Origin of the sequence: Campylobacter sp. CNRCH_2015_0814 (genome assembly GCF_025772765.1) — a bacterium.
Taxonomy (GTDB): domain Bacteria; phylum Campylobacterota; class Campylobacteria; order Campylobacterales; family Campylobacteraceae; genus Campylobacter_D.
Genome location: NZ_JAKMSR010000009.1, coordinates 1 through 17,089, shown reverse-complemented (window position 1 = coordinate 17,089; position 17,089 = coordinate 1). Strand labels below are relative to the sequence as shown.

The 17,089-nt window shown below is 30.0% G+C and carries 15 protein-coding genes and 1 other RNA gene; 7 read left to right on the top strand and 9 right to left on the bottom strand.

The annotated features are described in order from the left end of the window. Positions 1-11 precede the first annotated feature (11 nt). Positions 12-752 carry a carbonic anhydrase family protein gene (locus L8X24_RS06035; RefSeq protein WP_263664041.1) on the top strand — a complete coding sequence of 247 codons (741 nt, stop codon included), beginning with the start codon at positions 12-14 and terminating at the stop codon, positions 750-752. Between the two features lie 11 nt (positions 753-763). Here L8X24_RS06035 and L8X24_RS06030 read toward each other — a convergent pair whose 3' ends face one another. Next, a complete protein-coding gene (locus L8X24_RS06030) occupies positions 764-1,396 on the bottom strand; it encodes a poly(A) polymerase (RefSeq protein ID WP_263664040.1) in 633 nt (210 codons plus the stop codon). Beyond that, on the bottom strand, positions 1,396-3,204 hold the full coding sequence (gene typA / locus L8X24_RS06025) for a translational GTPase TypA (RefSeq protein WP_039629177.1): 1,809 nt from the start codon (positions 3,202-3,204) through the stop codon (positions 1,396-1,398). Before typA ends, L8X24_RS06030 begins: the two co-directional genes overlap by 1 nt. A 126-nt stretch (positions 3,205-3,330) precedes the next feature. On the opposite strand from typA, the gene L8X24_RS06020 reads away from it, so the two are divergent. Genes L8X24_RS06020 through L8X24_RS06000 form a run of 4 tightly spaced genes read left to right on the top strand, consistent with a single transcriptional unit; the run spans position 3,331 to position 7,993 of the window. After that, entirely contained in the window at positions 3,331-3,669 is a 339-nt protein-coding gene (locus tag L8X24_RS06020; RefSeq protein WP_257404661.1) for a hypothetical protein, read from the top strand. Positions 3,670-3,672: 3 nt separating this feature from the next. Continuing rightward, positions 3,673-5,304: a flagellar hook-length control protein FliK gene (locus L8X24_RS06015; protein ID WP_263664037.1), complete on the top strand. Its 1,632-nt coding sequence runs from the start codon at positions 3,673-3,675 to the stop codon at positions 5,302-5,304. Positions 5,305-5,355: 51 nt separating this feature from the next. Next, positions 5,356-6,363, top strand: a complete 1,008-nt coding sequence (locus tag L8X24_RS08000) for a flagellar hook capping FlgD N-terminal domain-containing protein (RefSeq protein WP_412175330.1) — start codon at positions 5,356-5,358, stop codon at positions 6,361-6,363. 4 nt (positions 6,364-6,367) lie between these two features. Next, complete coding sequence (locus tag L8X24_RS06000; RefSeq protein WP_263664036.1) at positions 6,368-7,993, top strand: flagellar hook protein FlgE; 1,626 nt, start codon at positions 6,368-6,370, stop codon at positions 7,991-7,993. A gap of 10 nt (positions 7,994-8,003) precedes the next feature. On the opposite strand, the gene L8X24_RS05995 is transcribed toward L8X24_RS06000, so the two are convergent. After that, positions 8,004-8,447, bottom strand: coding sequence for a hypothetical protein (locus L8X24_RS05995; protein WP_263664035.1), 444 nt, complete (start codon positions 8,445-8,447; stop codon positions 8,004-8,006). Between the two features lie 52 nt (positions 8,448-8,499). Between L8X24_RS05995 and ffs the strand changes: the two genes are divergently transcribed. Next, positions 8,500-8,597, top strand: an RNA gene (gene ffs / locus L8X24_RS05990) — signal recognition particle sRNA small type. A gap of 3 nt (positions 8,598-8,600) precedes the next feature. Here the strand turns inward: ffs and L8X24_RS05985 are convergent. The 5 genes from L8X24_RS05985 to L8X24_RS05965 all read right to left on the bottom strand — a co-directional run bounded on the left by L8X24_RS05985 (position 8,601) and on the right by L8X24_RS05965 (position 14,241). Further along, positions 8,601-9,824, bottom strand: a complete 1,224-nt coding sequence (locus L8X24_RS05985; protein ID WP_039629186.1) for an HD domain-containing protein — start codon at positions 9,822-9,824, stop codon at positions 8,601-8,603. 160 nt (positions 9,825-9,984) lie between these two features. Continuing rightward, entirely contained in the window at positions 9,985-10,593 is a 609-nt protein-coding gene (gene fic / locus L8X24_RS05980) for a protein adenylyltransferase Fic (RefSeq protein ID WP_263664033.1), read from the bottom strand. Positions 10,594-10,655: 62 nt separating this feature from the next. Next, complete coding sequence (locus tag L8X24_RS05975; protein ID WP_263664032.1) at positions 10,656-11,636, bottom strand: ABC transporter ATP-binding protein; 981 nt, start codon at positions 11,634-11,636, stop codon at positions 10,656-10,658. Continuing rightward, positions 11,636-13,219, bottom strand: coding sequence for an ABC transporter permease (locus L8X24_RS05970; protein WP_263664031.1), 1,584 nt, complete (start codon positions 13,217-13,219; stop codon positions 11,636-11,638). Before L8X24_RS05970 ends, L8X24_RS05975 begins: the two co-directional genes overlap by 1 nt. Positions 13,220-13,236: 17 nt before the next feature. Beyond that, the gene (locus L8X24_RS05965; RefSeq protein ID WP_263664030.1) at positions 13,237-14,241 is read right to left on the bottom strand and encodes an extracellular solute-binding protein; all 1,005 of its coding nucleotides are present in this window, start codon (positions 14,239-14,241) and stop codon (positions 13,237-13,239) included. A gap of 190 nt (positions 14,242-14,431) precedes the next feature. Between L8X24_RS05965 and cgb the strand changes: the two genes are divergently transcribed. Further along, positions 14,432-14,860 carry a single-domain globin Cgb gene (gene cgb, locus L8X24_RS05960; protein WP_263664029.1) on the top strand — a complete coding sequence of 143 codons (429 nt, stop codon included), beginning with the start codon at positions 14,432-14,434 and terminating at the stop codon, positions 14,858-14,860. A gap of 22 nt (positions 14,861-14,882) precedes the next feature. Here cgb and L8X24_RS05955 read toward each other — a convergent pair whose 3' ends face one another. Further along, positions 14,883-16,511: a multidrug ABC transporter permease/ATP-binding protein gene (locus L8X24_RS05955; RefSeq protein WP_263664028.1), complete on the bottom strand. Its 1,629-nt coding sequence runs from the start codon at positions 16,509-16,511 to the stop codon at positions 14,883-14,885. Positions 16,512-17,089 lie beyond the last annotated feature (578 nt).

The window sequence follows — 17,089 nt, the reverse complement described above, 5'->3', positions numbered from 1 at the left end:
AAAGGAATATTATGAGTTTTAAAAAAATACTTTTTGGTTTATTTACCACTAGCATGCTTTTTGCCTACGAGCAAATGCCTCAAAATGCCTCACATGGAAATTTTATAGACAAGGACAAATGGAAAAATTTAGATAAAAACTGGATTTACTGTGAAAGTGGGTTAAATCAAGATTTTATTAATATAAACAGTAGAAAGGTTACAAATAAAAATCATTCTTTAGAATTTAACTACTCAAATGATTCTTTTGGCTTAATAAATGATGGTTATACCATAAAAATGCATTTTGCAAGCAATGGAAGCCATATCGCGCTAGATAATACAGCTTATAATTTATCTCATTTCCACTTTCACGCTCCATCAAAAATTTCTATTGATAAAAAATCTTATCCTTTAGAAATTCATTTTAGTCATGTAAGTCAAAAAGGCTATATAGTAGTGGTTGTACTGTTTTTACAAGAAGGTGTGGAAAATCCTTTTATTAAAAAAATCATCCGTGCTTTTCCTAAAAAAGAAGGCGATAAACTTTATGTTCAAGGCTTAAGTGCTAATGGGTTATTGCCAAATAACCTTCAATCTTTTTATATCTTTAAAAATAAACTCAACAAGCCTTGTAATCAAAAAATCACTTGGATAGTTTTAAAAGACATAAGCTATGCCTCTAAAGAGCAAATCCAAACCATACAAAATTTAATGGGAAAAAATGAGAATTTAAAAATACAAGAAATTAATAATTTAGAACAAAATGATTAAGTAAGCTAAACTTAATCATGTATAAAAGTTTGAATTTTTTCTAAATTAGCCCTAAAAAGTTTAAAATTTAACTCACTTGAAATTTTCAAATCAGCAAAAAAAGGATTTTTCAAACTTGCTATGAGTAAATAATCATCTTTTTTCAAAACTCTTTGTGTAGAAAATTCTTTATCCTTTGCTTTTTCAAAAATACTTTCATTTGAGTTGATATCTTCTTTTAATTTCTTACTATAAAGCAAAACTCCACAAAAGAAATTTCCAAAATCATCTTTAAATTTCACATCATAAAGAATAAAATCATCAAAAACAAAAGAATTTTGAGAATGATAAGTTTTTAAAGAAAAGTCAAAAGCAATTTTTTCAAAATCTTTTTGGCCAAAGCCTTGTTTGTCAAATTTAGCATTGTTTTGTTTTAAAAATTCCTCACACATTTTAAACACAAGCTCATTGCGTCCCCACATAAGCTTTCTTCCTAAAATTCTAAAAAACAAAACTCCTGCTAAAACAGCAAAAAACAAAGCTATAATCACATCTTTGCTAAATTGAAAAGAAAGAAAAAATATAACCAAAGCTTCAGCAAATGCTAAAATTTGCAAAGCTTTGAGTCTTTTATTTAAAGCTTGTCTTATGGCTTCAAAATCCATTAAGACTTAGCCTTTTCCATTCTTTTTCTTTGAGTAGGATCAAGATATCTTTTTCTAACTCTAATATTTTGTGGAGTAACCTCTACAAGCTCATCTTCTTCTATCCACTCTAACGCTCTTTCAAGGCTTAATTTTCTAGGTGGCACAAGCTTAATCGCATCATCACTACCACTTGCCCTAACATTGGTTAGATTTTTACCTTTAATAGGATTAACATCTAAATCATTTGGGCGTGAATGCTCACCTATAATCATACCTGTATATACTTTTGTTTGAGGATCAATGAACAATACCCCTCTATCTTGCAAATTAAACAAAGAATATCCTAGTGCAACACCATTTTCCATAGAAATTAACGCACCATTATTTCTTTTTTCAACTGCTCCGCTAAATGGACGAAACTCTAAAAAGCTATGGTTCATAACACCCTCGCCTTTAGTATCTGTTAAAAATTGTGATCTAAATCCTATAAGCCCACGCGCAGGAATTTCAAACTCAAGTCTAGTTTGACCATCTCCAGTTGGTGTCATAGTTTTCATTTCAGCTTTTCTTTTACCTAATTTTTCAATCACAACCCCAGTAAAATCATCAGGCACATCAATCACCAAATGCTCAAATGGTTCTGTTTTAACTCCATCTTCTACCTTAACGATAACTTCAGGTCTTCCCATGCAAAACTCAAAACCTTCTCTACGCATATTTTCAGCCAAGATAGTTATTTGCAGTTCACCTCTTCCACTTACTTTAAATTTGCCCTCGCCTGTACTTTCATATTTCATAGCAATATTAGTTTTCATCTCAGCTTCTAGACGTTCTGCGATTTTATTTGAAGTTACATGCTTGCCTTCAGTACCTGCTAAAGGACCATCATTTACTGAGAATACTATGCTTAAAGTCGGTTCTTCTATATGTAAAGGATCAAGCGGCATAGGATTGTTTGGATCTACCACACTATCTCCCACATCTAAAGCTTCAAAACCTGCAATCGCTACAATATCACCTGTTCCTGCTTCCTCAATGTCCATTTTTTCTAGACCCATAAAACCAATAAGTTTTGAAATTCTTCCATTGATTTTAGAACCATCTGCCTTAGCAAGCATTACATTTTGATTTTTCTTTACTTTACCATTAAAAATTCTTGCAATGCCTATTTTACCAACGAAATTATCATAACCTAGAGTAAAAACTTGAAGCTGTAAAGGGTTTTCATCGCTACCGCTTGGAGCAGGTACGCGCTCAAGTATAGTCTTAAACAATGGCTCCATATTAGTGCTTTCATCTTCAAGCGCAAGCTTTGCATAACCATTTTTAGCAGCTGCATAAACTACAGCAAAATCAAGTTGTTCATCATTTGCTTCTAAAGCCACAAAAAGATCAAAAATTTCATTAATTACTCTTTCAGGATCAGCAGCTGGTTTGTCGATTTTATTGATAACAACGATAGGTTTAAGTCCTAAAGATAAAGCCTTTTTTACCACAAATTTAGTTTGAGGCATAACACCTTCTTGTGCATCAACTAAAAGCAAAACCCCATCAACCATTTTTAACACACGCTCAACCTCACCGCCAAAATCAGCATGGCCTGGAGTGTCTATGATGTTTATTTTAGTGCCTTTATAATTAATAGCAGTATTTTTAGAAAGTATAGTAATACCTCTTTCTTTTTCTATATCATTACTATCCATCACACGCTCTGCTATTTGCTCGCGCTCACTAAAGGTTCCTGATTGTTTTAAAAGCTCATCTACCATTGTTGTTTTTCCATGGTCAACGTGAGCTATAACAGCTATATTTCTAATATTATCCAAGTTTTTCTCCAAAGTCTTAAATTTAAAATCTAATATTATATAAAAAAATTGCTTAAAAATTAAGATTGCTAAATTGGAACACTTGTTGCTTTTGTTTGGGTAAGAATTATTTTTAAGGAGAAAAATATGTCAAACCTAGGAACTCAAATCTTTAACGCTAACTTAGAAAAACAAGGAACTTCGGTTTTAAATAGTAAGCATTTTATGGAACTTTTAAATTATTTAGAAGTTGTAAATTCAAATGAAGAAAAAGAACTAAACTATGCAAAACTTTCAAGTAAAGTAAGTGAAATTTTGGATGATGCTCATAATGAAAATGCAGTTTTAAATGCTAAAAATATAGAAGAATTACTAGTAATATTTAAAAACTTTAATCTTTCTCATGAAAATTTAAAACTTGATTGTGCAGCGCAATTGCAAAATTTATTTCCAAATTTAGCAAAAAATAATTTTTTAGTAGGTTAATTAATGTCAAATATCCAAGCTAGCGATGCTTTAAACTTACTAAGCATCGCTCCACAAAATGAAAATCCTAGCAAAGAAAGTGCTAATTCAAATAGCGATGGAGAAGAATTTTTAAATTCACTATTGCAAGCTATAGATGAAAAAGATGGAAGTTTACCAAAAGACTTTAAAGCACCACAAAAAGAAAATAAAAACGAAAGCTTAAAAGAAACCATTGACGATAAAGTTCAATTAGACGAAAAGGATGCTTTAAAGCTTTTTGAAGGTGCAAATTTTATGCAAATTCTTTCTTTACTAGAAGTTTTACAAAGTGATAGCAAGGATATAAAATTAAACAAACTTGTCCAAGATAATACTGCTATTTTAGCTCTTGAAAAAAACCTACACAAGTTAAAAAATATAAAAAATATCAATGAGCTTTTTAATATAGCAAAAGAACTTGGATTAAATATAAAAAATATAAAATTTGAACAAATCAAAGATTTAAAAGAAGCTTTTCCAAATCTTGATAAAAAAGGTTTTTTTGAAAATGCAAAACAAAACAATACTAATGTTTTTCAAGATTTAATCAATCAAAAAATCACCAAACTTTTAAAAGAAGAACCAAATACAAATAAAAATATAAAAAGCAAAGAAAATGAAGGTGTTTCTTTACTTTCTTCTGCTTTAAAAAACATAGAGCTTCCAAAAAAAGATGTAAAAGTAAAAGAAAATATTCAAAATATAGATTTCAAAGAAAAATTTATAGAAAAAATTCAAGATAACAAAGAAACAAAAAATATAAAAAATATTAATAAAAATGATAAATTAAATGATATTGAACTCATTAATCTAACTCAAAATTCAAACTTAAAAAAAGAAATTAAAGATAAAGAAAAAATAGATTTTAAAGAAATATTAAAAAATGAAAAATTAACTACCAGTGAAGATAGTTTTAGTAAAAAAATAAGTTCTGTTTTAGAAAATTCAAAGGACTTAAAAACTGAATTAACAAATACAAAAAATACTCAAAATTTACAAAATCAAGATTTAAAAATTAATTTAGAGAATTTATTAAATACTCAAGAAAAACAATTAAAAACAGAAAAAAATACTCAAAATACAGATGTTTTTAACGATATTTTCAAAACCACCAAAGAACTTACAAAAGATGATAGTGATCATAATGAAGAAAATTTAAATTCTTACGTGAAAGAAATGAATAGAGTTTCCAATAATTTTGTGAAAAATCAAAATATTCCTATGAAAGAAACTTTCAATGATTTCGCCCAAGAATTTAAAGACAAACTAGAAAGTTATAAAGCACCTATAACTCGCTTTAGTATAACTTTAAATCCGCATAATCTTGGAGAAGTAGAAGTTACCTTAGTCCAAAGAGGATCTAATCTAAACATCAGCTTTAATTCTAATCAAAATACTTTAAATCTTTTCATACAACATCAAGCTGAGTTTAAAAATGCTCTTGTAAACATGGGCTTTACAAATTTAGAAATGAATTTTAACAACCAAGAAAGAAAAGAGCAGAATAATCCACAAAAACAAAAAAATAATAACAATAAAGAAGATAAGGTGAATTTTGAAAAAGAAATTCAAGAAAAACCAAGCTTAGAGATGGTTTTAGCTAAATATTTTTAGTATGGAATATTTTTTGCTTTAAGCTTTAAAAACATATAAAAAAGGATTTTTATGTCAAATATAAATACACAAACTCTTCAAGGTCCTTTAGCAACACTTAATACTAAAGATATGCTAAATGCAAAAGGAAATGCTAGAGCTGGAGAAGGCGATAGTGGGTTGATTTATAACCCTGGAGCAGAACTTGACAAGGATGCATTTTTAAAGCTTCTTTTGATAGAACTTCAACACCAAGATCCAACCGATCCTATGGATACTGAAAAAATGCTTACTCAAACAGCACAACTTTCAGCACTTGAAATGCAAGATAACACCAATAAAACCATGACTCAACTAGTAGATGCGATGGCAAAACTACAAAATTCTATTGCAGCAAGTACCGGTATGAGTGCATTAGCTGCGGTTGGAAAACTTGCAACAGTTAAAGATGATTATCTTGTGGTAGCAGATGATGATATACAATTTCAAATTAATATGTATTTACCAAAAGAACCACAAAAAGGTAAAAAGACTGATATTAACACTGAAGGTTTTGAACTTAAGAAAAATGGTGAAGACAAACTAGACATTACAGGTAAGGTAGATAAAGAAATAGCAGGGCCTGGGGAAACTGTATATGTAAAATTAGTTGATGATAAAGGCCAAGAAGAAACTGTTAAAGCAGTAGTTGGTGAAGATCAAACCTTTAAAATTATAGGACATACTCCAAGCGTTGATATCAAAACAGCTAAGATTGATTCAGCTTATAAATCAGATAGCGAACCTGTAACATTTACTATTTATAACGAAGCAGGTGATCCTGTAAGAACAATGAAAGTTAAAGATATGACTGCAGGTATGAAACAGATTGTTTGGGATAGAACAGATGATAGTGGAAATCCTGTGCCATCTGGTAAATACTATGTAAGAGCAAGTTATATAGGTGAAGATGGAACAACAGTTAACTCAACTTATGGTGCTTATCCTATCACTGGTGTAAGATTTGAAGATGGCGAAGCTCTAGTTGGTATGGGCGGTAGCTGGGTTAAATGGGAAGACATTAAAGAAATTACAGGATAAAATCATGTTTACAGCATTTTACAATGGAGTAAATGGAGTAAAATCCCAAAGTTATGGCATAGACAATACTGCTCACAATATAAGCAATGTCAATACAGTTGGTTTTAAATACTCTGATGTAGCATTCAAAGATGTATTTTACAGCACTGTTACAACCCAATCATACAACAAAGGTCAAACTGGTTATGGTAGTGTAGCAGGAGCCACAAATGATGTTTTTGAACAAGGACCACTAGTTTCTACTGATAATGAATTTGATGTGGCTATTACTGGAAAGGGCTTTTTTGGTGTAAGTAATGCCAATGGAGTTTATTATACTAGAAATGGTGCTTTTAAACCTGATGCAAATGGATTTTTAGTAGATTCAAATGGTAATTATGTGCTTGGAACTATGAATCCATCATTAAAAGAAATTCAGCTAAGCGATAGGGTTTCTAATATGTTTGGTCAAGCTATGGGACAAAAAGTTACCACAGCTTGGAGTGGAACACCTGGAGAAAATTTCCAAATAGGTGGAGTTAATACCCAAGGGCCTATTTCTGTGCCTAAAAATCTTTATTTACCGCCTCAACCAACACAAAATATCACTTGGAGTGGAAATTTAGACACAAGCACCAAAACAGAAGCAGTGAATGTAGATGTAGATGCTTCTAAATTTGAATTTAGTAAAAATGAAGATGGTAGTGTAAAAATTTCAGGTAGTGTAAAAGATGAGCAAATTTTTGGTTTAAAGCCTGGTGATACTATATATTTTAAAATTACTGATGAAAAAGGTGTTAGTCAAACATTACAAGCTACTTTAGATGAGAATTTGGCTTTTAGTATTGACAATCAAAAACTAGATAAAGTAGATTTAGAAACAGCTAAGTTAGAATCATCTCATTTAAGTGTAGAAAAAGAAGTAGCTGATAGCACAGAACTTTCTGCAAAATTAATTAATCCTGATGGTTCTACTAGTTGGGTTAAGGTTAAATTAGATAGAGTTTTACCGCAAAATGGCACAGATTTAGAGTACAAAGCCGTTGCTCAAGTATATGATAATGATGGCAATAAAATAGGTGGAACTACCGAAGGTTTAATCACCTTTAATGAAGCTGGAGCTTTGGTATCTAGCACTCTAAACTCAGTTGATAATAACGGAACAAAAGTCAATATAAACCTTGGTTCTTATTATGATCCAAATATACCAAATTCAGGTTATGATGGACTTCATGCTTTAAAAAATAAACAGCCTTCAGTACACACACAAACAGATGGCAAAGGTGAAGGGTTTTTAAATAATTATTCTATCAACACAGATGGTACTATAATCGCCACTTTTACTAATGGTGATCAAATAGCTATGGCAAAACTTGCTTTGTTTAATTTTACCAATGAACAAGGTTTGGAAAAGCTAGGAGAAAATCTTTATGGACAAACAGGAAATAGCGGCAATCCAACCTTTTTGCTTGATGATAATGGAAATTTCAGCACAGCAACCTTTAAAGGCTCTTATTTAGAGCAATCAAATGTAGATTTATCCGTAGCATTTACAAACTTAATCACTTTGCAAAAAGCTTATGATTCAAGTAGTAAAAGTATCACAACAGCTGATCAAATGATACAAAAAGCAATCAACATGAAACGCTAATTTTAGCCTTTCATGATGGTTCTTTTGAATTTTTTTCTAAAATATATTTTATTTCTTGCTCAAAAAATTCATACACCCTAAGTTGCACTAAAGCTTCTTCTTCATTTTTATCCATCAAACGCTCAAGTCTATGAAAATTAATCTTTTTTGCATATCTTGGATTTTTCTTTAAAAGTGAAGCAATATTTTTAAGTAAAGCGTCTAAACTGAGCTCATTTTTTAAAACTCTATCCACATATTCTTTAGAAGTTTGCACTAAAATAGCCTGCCTGCTTTTATCATCTGGATAAACTTCACTTGCAATATCAGCCAAAACTTGCCAAATTTCTGCTTTTATAGTCTTATTTGCCACAATAATAGCAGCAAAAGATTTTGCTCTAAATTCTAAAGATAAATGACTAGGAACAAAAAATTCTCTAAATTTAGATAAAAAGTTTGCAAATATACTCAACATACTTCACCTCAATGTTTTTTAAGATATTTTAAGGTATTATTTCAACTGCCTTCTCTTAGACCTGTGCAATGCTATTTTTAAGCACCGCTTCAGGGTGGGAACACAGCAGAGCACTTAGACTTAGTGTGTGCCGCAGTCATCTGGGAGAGGGTTTTAAAGTTTAAAATATCCTTTAATATCCTCACAAATTCTAAAGAAATTTACCCCATTAATAGTCGGATTTGTTTTAAAATATTCATACATTCCCACAAAACCGCTTTCAAGCTCTTTAGACTTTACTCCATAGCTAATTGACAAAGCTGCTTCTATAAAAGCTGCTAATTTATCACAATACTTCAAAGCCTTTCCATCAATAGCCTTAAAACGATCTTCATTAACAGCATCTAAACTACCACTATAAACACTTGGTTTGTTATTAAAAATACGATTTTCAAATTCATTTTTTACAAAGGCACTTTCTTCATTTTGTCCTTCTCTAATACCAAGTATATAGCTAAATTCTTCTCTAAAAGATAGTGGTATAAAAGGTAAAATCTTCTCATTAATAAGCTTCATTTCATATTCATTGATGATTTCATTTAAACCATCTATGCCATATTTTACCGGAGAGATGATATCTCTAGTTAAACTTTCAGGCAAATCATGAAACAAAGCGCAATAAAAATTGCTTTCTATTCTACCATCGCATGCTTTTACTTCTAAAGAATAAAAATAAGACAAAATAGCCACCACAAGCATATGTCCTAAAACCGCAGTTTCTGGAATCCTTGGAGTTTGCGCCCATCTTTTTTGAAAGCGCAAACGTCCACTTAAATCGATTATTTTAGAAATTTTTTGATTAAGAGCGATTTTTCTTGCACCGATTAATTCATAATAATCTTCTAATTCTTCTTCAACCTTAGCCTTAATCTCATCAATATCACTTAAAAACGAGCTAGTTTGATAAACTATATTAAACTCCCACCTTGTCGCAAAATACGAAGCAGCTTTTAAAATAAGCCTTTCTTTCGCATAATCTTTACCTTGCAAAAAAAGCTCATAGCGTTTTAAAAACTCACCATTTTCAATATCTTGAATCATCGGTGCGATTTTACTTAACACCCAAGCACTTACTTGCTCATTTTTTGCACGTGTTATCTCATGGTACACATCAGGGCGTATATCAGTCACTACTACCCTGCTTAAAAACTCAAAAATCCCCGCTTCTATGATAAAGCGCATATTGACATCTTTTTCCATTTTAGCAATGAAATAAGCAATGATAAATTTATGTGCTTGTTTATCAAGCTCGACTAAATTTGTCATTCTAGGATAATCATTCCATCTTGATATAGAAGCGGCTTTAAAAATATGCTCTATTAATTCTACACTAATCATTTATTTCCTTTTTTTGCTGTGATTTTACTTTATTTTATAATCTTTAGCAAATTTTATTTTGATATTGTGATTTAATGTTTTATTATTAAGTAATGCAATAAGAAGAATTTGAGATTAACAAGCTTATGTCAATAAAAATTATAAAACTAGCTTTAAATCATCAAAAAAGCTCTTTTGTTTTATAGAGTGTATATCCTTCATAATAATAGCTTGCGTCAATCCCTCTTGCAAAAATATTAAAACTATGAATGTCATCACTCAAAGCATTTTGAAGTAAAATTTTTATCTCTACATCTTTAATAGGGCTTCTTTGCATAGCCATTATATAATCATCTTTATCAATCAAACTCCAATCAATCACTTTTTTCAACTCTTTTTTAAGTATTAAATCAAGCCAAATTCTCATGCTTCTGCCATTTCCTTCTCTAAAAGGATGAGCTACATTCATTTCTACATATTTTTCTACAATTTGTTCAAAGCAAGATTGCTCCATGAGTTCTATTTTTTTAATTGCCTCATGTAAATAAACAGCAGGAGCAAATCTAAAATTTCCTTTTGAAATATTTACCTCTCTTATTTTTCCTGCAAAATCATAAATATCTTCAAATAATTTTTGATGAATTATCCTTAAGCTTTCAAAACTTCCTGCTTTTAATGTATCTAAAAAACCACTTTCAAATAAAGCTTTTGCCTTTAGTTTGCTTATTCTTTCTTCTTCTTTGGCTAATTCTAGTTGATTTTTTATACCAAGTTTATTTGTAAGTATCATTTTAAACCTTTAAAGTTTGTATTTTATAAGATATTTAATATAAACTTTATTAAATTTATGATTTAAAACTCTTTTATTTGGCTTAACTTAAGATAAATTTCATCATTTTTACTAAGCTCTTTATGATGATAAATGCTAAAAATATGTCCTTCCAAACTCACGCTTAACTCATAAAAATCCCCATAAAACACGCATTCTAAAACACTAGCTTTTAAAGGAGTTTGTGAAGTTGAAATTTGTATATCATTAGGGCGTAAAATGCCATTTTTACTTTGCAAATATGCTTTGAATTTCTCATCTAAAATTGTACTTGGATCTATAAAAAATGCTTCCCCCAAAAAGCAAGCACTATCTATATTTTTAGGCTTATAAAAAAGCTCTTTAGCGCTTCCATAGTCTAAAATTTTCCCATCCTTAATCAAAGCGATATTATCTGATAAATAAAAAGCATCGTCTTTATCATGTGTGACAAAAATAGCACTAAGCTTATGTTCTTTCAAGATATTTTTGATTTCTTTGCGCATTTTAACGCTTAAAGTGTGATTTAAATTTGAAAAAGGTTCATCAAAAAGTATAATCTTTGGCCTTGCGACTATGGTTCTTGCTAGTGCTACTCTTTGGGCTTGCCCGCCACTTAGTTCATTTGGATAGCGCTTTAAAAGTGTATTTAAATTTAAAATTTCTAAAACTTCATCAAGTCTTTGTTTTTGCTCGTTTTTACTTAAAGAGTCTATACCAAAGCATATATTTTCTTCTACATTTAAGTGCGGAAATAAAGCATAATCTTGAAACAAAACTCCAACATCACGCTCTTGTGGGGCTAAATACACATTCTTAGAAGCAACTAGTTTATCCCCTATACAAATACTGCCATCATTGATTTCAAAAAAACCTGCTATACAACCAAGTAAAGAACTCTTACCACATCCACTTTCTCCCAAAATACTGACAATCTCACCTTCTTTTAAGCTCAAAGAAATTCCTTTTAAAACTTCTGTTTTTCCAAAAGATTTGTAAAGATTGTCAATTTTTAAGATTTCCATTATTGTCCTTTTTGGTTGTTTTTATTTTGCAAATAATGCATTAAAAATGTAGGGATAATCCCAAATAACACTATAATCAAAGATGGCAAAGAAACATTATAAATTAATTCATTTTCACTATAAGCAAATACAAGCGATGAAAGAGTTTGAAAACCTGATGGTGAAAGTATAGTCGAAATAGGCAATTCTTTTAAAATATCCACACAAATAATCACCACAGCCAAAGCTAAATAATGTTTCATCAAAGGAAAATGAATTTGAGTGAAAATTTTAAGTGGTTTTGATTTTAAGGTTAAATTCGCATAGTCTATGTTTTTAGAAATTCGCTCATAGCCTGATTGAGTTGCAAAAATCCCTGAAGCTAAAAATCTTACAAAATACCCAAAAAACAACACTAAAAATCCACCACCTATGGCGTATTCAAACGATAAAAGATCAAAAATATAATTTAACACACCCAAAATCACTAAAATTCCCACAGCTACCACAGCTCCAGGTAAAGAATACCCCAAAGTCGTAAGCCAAAGAATGATTTTAGAAGCTTTTGTATTATTTAAACGCACCACAAAACACAAATAAAATGCAACCCCCACAATAGTAAAAGAACTCACCAAAGCCACGCTAAGACTATAAAATGCAGGTGTTAAGACATTGCTTAAATTTTGCATAAAATCAAACCCGGCCCAATAAACAAGCCATATAATAGGCACAACAAAGGCTAAAAATGCCACTAAAAAGCACCATAAAAAGGCTAAAAATGCCTTTAAGCCTTTTAACTCATCTTTTGGAGTAGGTAAAAATACATTTTGATTAAAGCCTTTTTTGCCTCTTTGAATTTTTTCTAAAAGCATTAAAAGTGTGATAAACACTAGCAAAGCCACGCTTAAAGCCACAGCACTCACTTCATCACCGCCACTTCCCCATGTTCTAAAAATTCCTGCACTAAAAGTATCTACGCCAAAATACGCCACCAAGCCATAATCACTCAAAACTTCCATAGCCACCAACAGCAAAGCACCCACTATACCCACACGGCAAAATGGCAAAATCACTTTGAAAAATGTTTTTAGATTAGAAGCCTTAAGTGTTTTAGCACTTAAAATGATATTACCAAGTCCATAAGCAAAGGTATTTTTAGCAAAAAAATACACATAAGGGTAAAGTGCAAAAGATAAAATCACAATCACACCATATGCATTCATGATATCTATACGCCTATCAATGCCTAAAAGCGTGGGAATTAAACCTTGAAATTCAAATAAATCAATCCAAACAAAACCCATCACATAAGAAGGTATAGCCAAAGGTAAAATCAAAAACCATTCAAAAAATTTCGAGCCAAAAAATTTATAAAAAGCTATCAAATAAGCACTAACTAAACCTATAATCAAACACAATACTAAAGTACCAAACAATATAAAAGCACTACCAAAAATATATCGTGGCAAGACGTTTTTACTCAAATGTTTTAAGGTGTTAATATCTATAAAAGGAAGATGTAAGATGATAGCAAGTATAGGTAGTATAATTAAACTACAGAAAAAAAAGGTGGCAAAAGACCACCTTAGACTTAAAAATTTCAAATTTTATTTTTCCTTAATTATTTCCATTGAACTTCATCAAAAATCATTAAAGCTTCTTTAGCATTACCCCAGTAAGCTTCAAAATTTGGTTTTTCGATTTTAAACTCACCCCATGATTGTAAAATTTTAGCAGGTTTTACTTCTTTATTTACCGGATACTCATAATTTTGGTTTGTTAAAATTTCTTGTGCTTCTTTTGAAAGCATAAACTCGATAAATTTAACCGCAGCTTCTTTATTTTTAGAAGTTTTTAAAACACCTATACCACTTACATTAATATGCGTTCCTCTACCATCTTGGTTTGGAAAAATCACTTTTACTGAATTTGCAGCTTCAACATCTTTAGGATTTTTTGAATTTGCTAAATGCCCTAGATAATAACTATTTGATATAGCTACATCGCCTTCTTTTGCATAGATTGCACGAATTTGATCACGATCCCCACCTTTTGGAGTACGTGCAAGATTATTTGCTATACCTTGTGCCCATTCTTTTGCTTTTTCTTTACCCAAAGTATCAATCATTGCACTTAATAAAGAGATATTATAAACATTATTTGAACTTCTTACTAAAACTTTACCTTTAATTTTAGGATCAGTTAAATCCTCATAAGTTTTAATCTCTCCATCTTTAATTCTATCTTTAGAAGCGATAATGATTCTTGCTCTTGTTGTAAAAGCATACCATTCGTTGTTTTTACCTCTTAGCTCTTTTGGAGAAAGTTTTTCTAACTCAGGTGAGCTAACTGAAACAAAAAGATTATTTGTGCGAACTTGTTCTAAATTTCCCGCATCAGCAGTCATAAACAAATCTGCCTTTGAATTTTTACCTTCAACTTCTAATCTTTTAGCAAGCTCATTAGCCTTAGCTTGCACCACATTTACACTAATGCCTGTTTTTTCTTGAAATAATTTGAAAATTCCTTTATCAGAATCATAATGACGATGAGAATAAATCGTAAGCTCTTGAGCGCTTAAACTCATAGCAGCTAATAAAGATAGTAAAACTACTTTTGCTTTCATTTTATAAATTTCCTTAATTTTAAATTTTGAAATTGATAAGGATTATTATATTAATAATTCACTTTATATTTACTTAAATTGATACACATAATCATTTTAAAATAAAATGATACAAAATTAACATAAATCAAGATATTTTTTCTCTCATTTTTATATAATCACCAAAAATACAATATGCAAAGGAGAAAAAATGACTCAAGAACAAATTCAAATCATCAAAGATTGTGTGCCAATTTTACAAAAAAATGGCGAAGTTTTAACTAAAGAATTTTATAAAATCATGTTTGAAGAATACCCTGAAGTAAAACCTATGTTTAATATGGACAAACAAGCTTCAGGCGAGCAACCAAAAGCTTTAGCAATGGCTATTTTAATGGCAGCAAAAAATGTAGAAAATTTAGAAAATATGAGAAGCTTTGTTGATAAAGTAGCTATTACTCATACAAAATTAAATGTCAAAGAAGAACATTACCCTATAGTAGGCGCTTGTCTTTTAAAGGCTATTAAAGTAGTGCTAAATGCAGATGAAACCACATTAAAAGCTTGGGAAGAAGCTTATGGTGCTATTGCTAAATTTTACATAGACATTGAAAAAGAAATTTATGCAAAAGATAAGTAATAATAGGCTTTGATTTCAAAGCCTAGAATTTTTCTACGGCATTTTTTGCTAATTCTTTTATATCGCCTTTTAATTCACAAATTTGACCATTTTGTGCGAGTAAAATTCTATCAGCCATATCAAAATACACATCATCATGAGTTATAGCAAATATAGTAATACCTTTTTGTTTTAAAAGTGGCAAAAGTTTAGTATAAAAAAACTTTCTAAACATAGGATCTTGATCGGCTGCCCACTCATCTAAGATCAAAATATCCCTTTTTTCAAGTAAAGCATTAAGCATAGCAAGACGCTTTTTTTGTCCAGCTGAGAGCTTTATAGTGCTAAAAATATTTCCCACAAGCTCTACTTTTTCATTTAGTTCTAAAATTTCAAGCCAGTATGCCAAGTCTTCTTTGCTAAATTTCTCATCTTCTAAAACATGCTCAAACAAATGAAAATCACTAAAAATCGCACTAATTAAACTTCTATACTCGTAAATATTTTCCGAAGTTACTTTTTCATCATCTAAAAAAATATCCCCTTTAAAATCTGTAAAAAGTCCAGCTAAAATCATAGAAAAAGTAGATTTACCACTACCATTTTTACCTATTAAAAATACACATTCACCTTTTTTAAGCTCAAAATTTACAGGCTTTAGGACAAATTTTTCATTGTATGCAAAAGACACATCTTTAAAAGAAAGTTTTTGCCAAGTTTTTTTATTTTGACTGAGTTTAAACTCATGAGAATAATTTTCTAAATTTAAATTTGAAATTTTATCTAAAGCGATTTTTGCCATCATAAGCGTAGGAAAACTTCCTATCATAGCTCCAAGTGGCGCTCTTAAAAAAAGCACACTCAAAGCTATAGTTGTAGCACTTTGCAAACTAGCAAGTTCATAATTTAAAGCTATATAAAACTCCACTCCTACCAAAGCTAGCATAGCGCTATTACTCCAATTGTTAGATAAAATATGCAAAATATTTCCCATAGTGGAGCTTTTTTTCTTTTTCAAAGCATTTTTTTCAAACTCATTTTCATAATAATACTTTGCTCTTAAAGGATTTAAGGTTAATTCCTTATGCCCTTGTAAAATATTTTGATAGTTTTTTTGCAAAGCATCATCATTTTCCCTAGCATTTTTAAAATAAAAATACACCTTGCTCATCAAAAAATTATCCACCAAAAAAACACACACTATCCACGCTAAACACAAAAAGAAAATTTCTAAAGAAAGATAAGCTATATAAGCACTTACACAAATAATCAAAACACTTGATTGCACAAATTCAGGAAGCCTTAAAAGCCCAAAAGAAATACTACGCACATCATTATTTAAAGAAGCTAAAATCTTTGCTTTAGTAGTATTTAAAATACTCAAAACACTTGTATCTAAAATTTGCTTTACAACCCTTCTTTGCATTTTAAAAATAAAACTTTGCCCAAACGAACTTAGAGCAATTTCTACAAAAGAAGAACTCGCAAAAAATACAAGCAATAAAAGCACAAAATACACGATAATATTTGAGTTTTCAAGGCTAGTTTTTAATAAAAACTCATTGATAAAAACTAAAGTTAGCACACCTAATATACTCGTAAAAATGCTAAAAAGCAAAAAAAGAATGATTTTAAGTTTATTTTCTTGAAACAAAATCCACAAAAAACTCACAATGATACCTTTTTAAACAATAATTATAAAATTATAACAATTTTTAAAAATTATTTTTTAATTACAAAGCCTTATTTTATAGTGTTTATAAATTTAAGATAATTTTTATCTTAAATTATTTTTAAGCTTAAATTTATAAATATAGTATTAACATTTCTTAATTGTTAAGAATGTATTAGTAATACTCATTACAAAAATATATTTTTATTCTAACAAGTAACCCATCAAACACATTAACTATTTTTTGAAAGGACTTTTTCAATGAATATAAATTTATCTAAAAATCACCTCACGGGGGGGGGGGAACGATAATTTTCGTTTTAACTCAAACACTTTAAACTCTTTAAAAAACTATAAAAACTCTAATCTTTTAAAACTTTCTTTATTTGCTATTTTTTCCCTAAGCTCTTTAGAGGCAGCCACCCAAGCAAATTATGATAAAGCTTCTAATGCTTATGTTATTAAAGAGCATAAATTTAATAATAATGATGTATATGATTATAATCTTGATACCTATAAACTCTTAAGTGGTAAAAACTTCTATGGCCAAATGGCTACTAATAAAAACCTTTCAAATG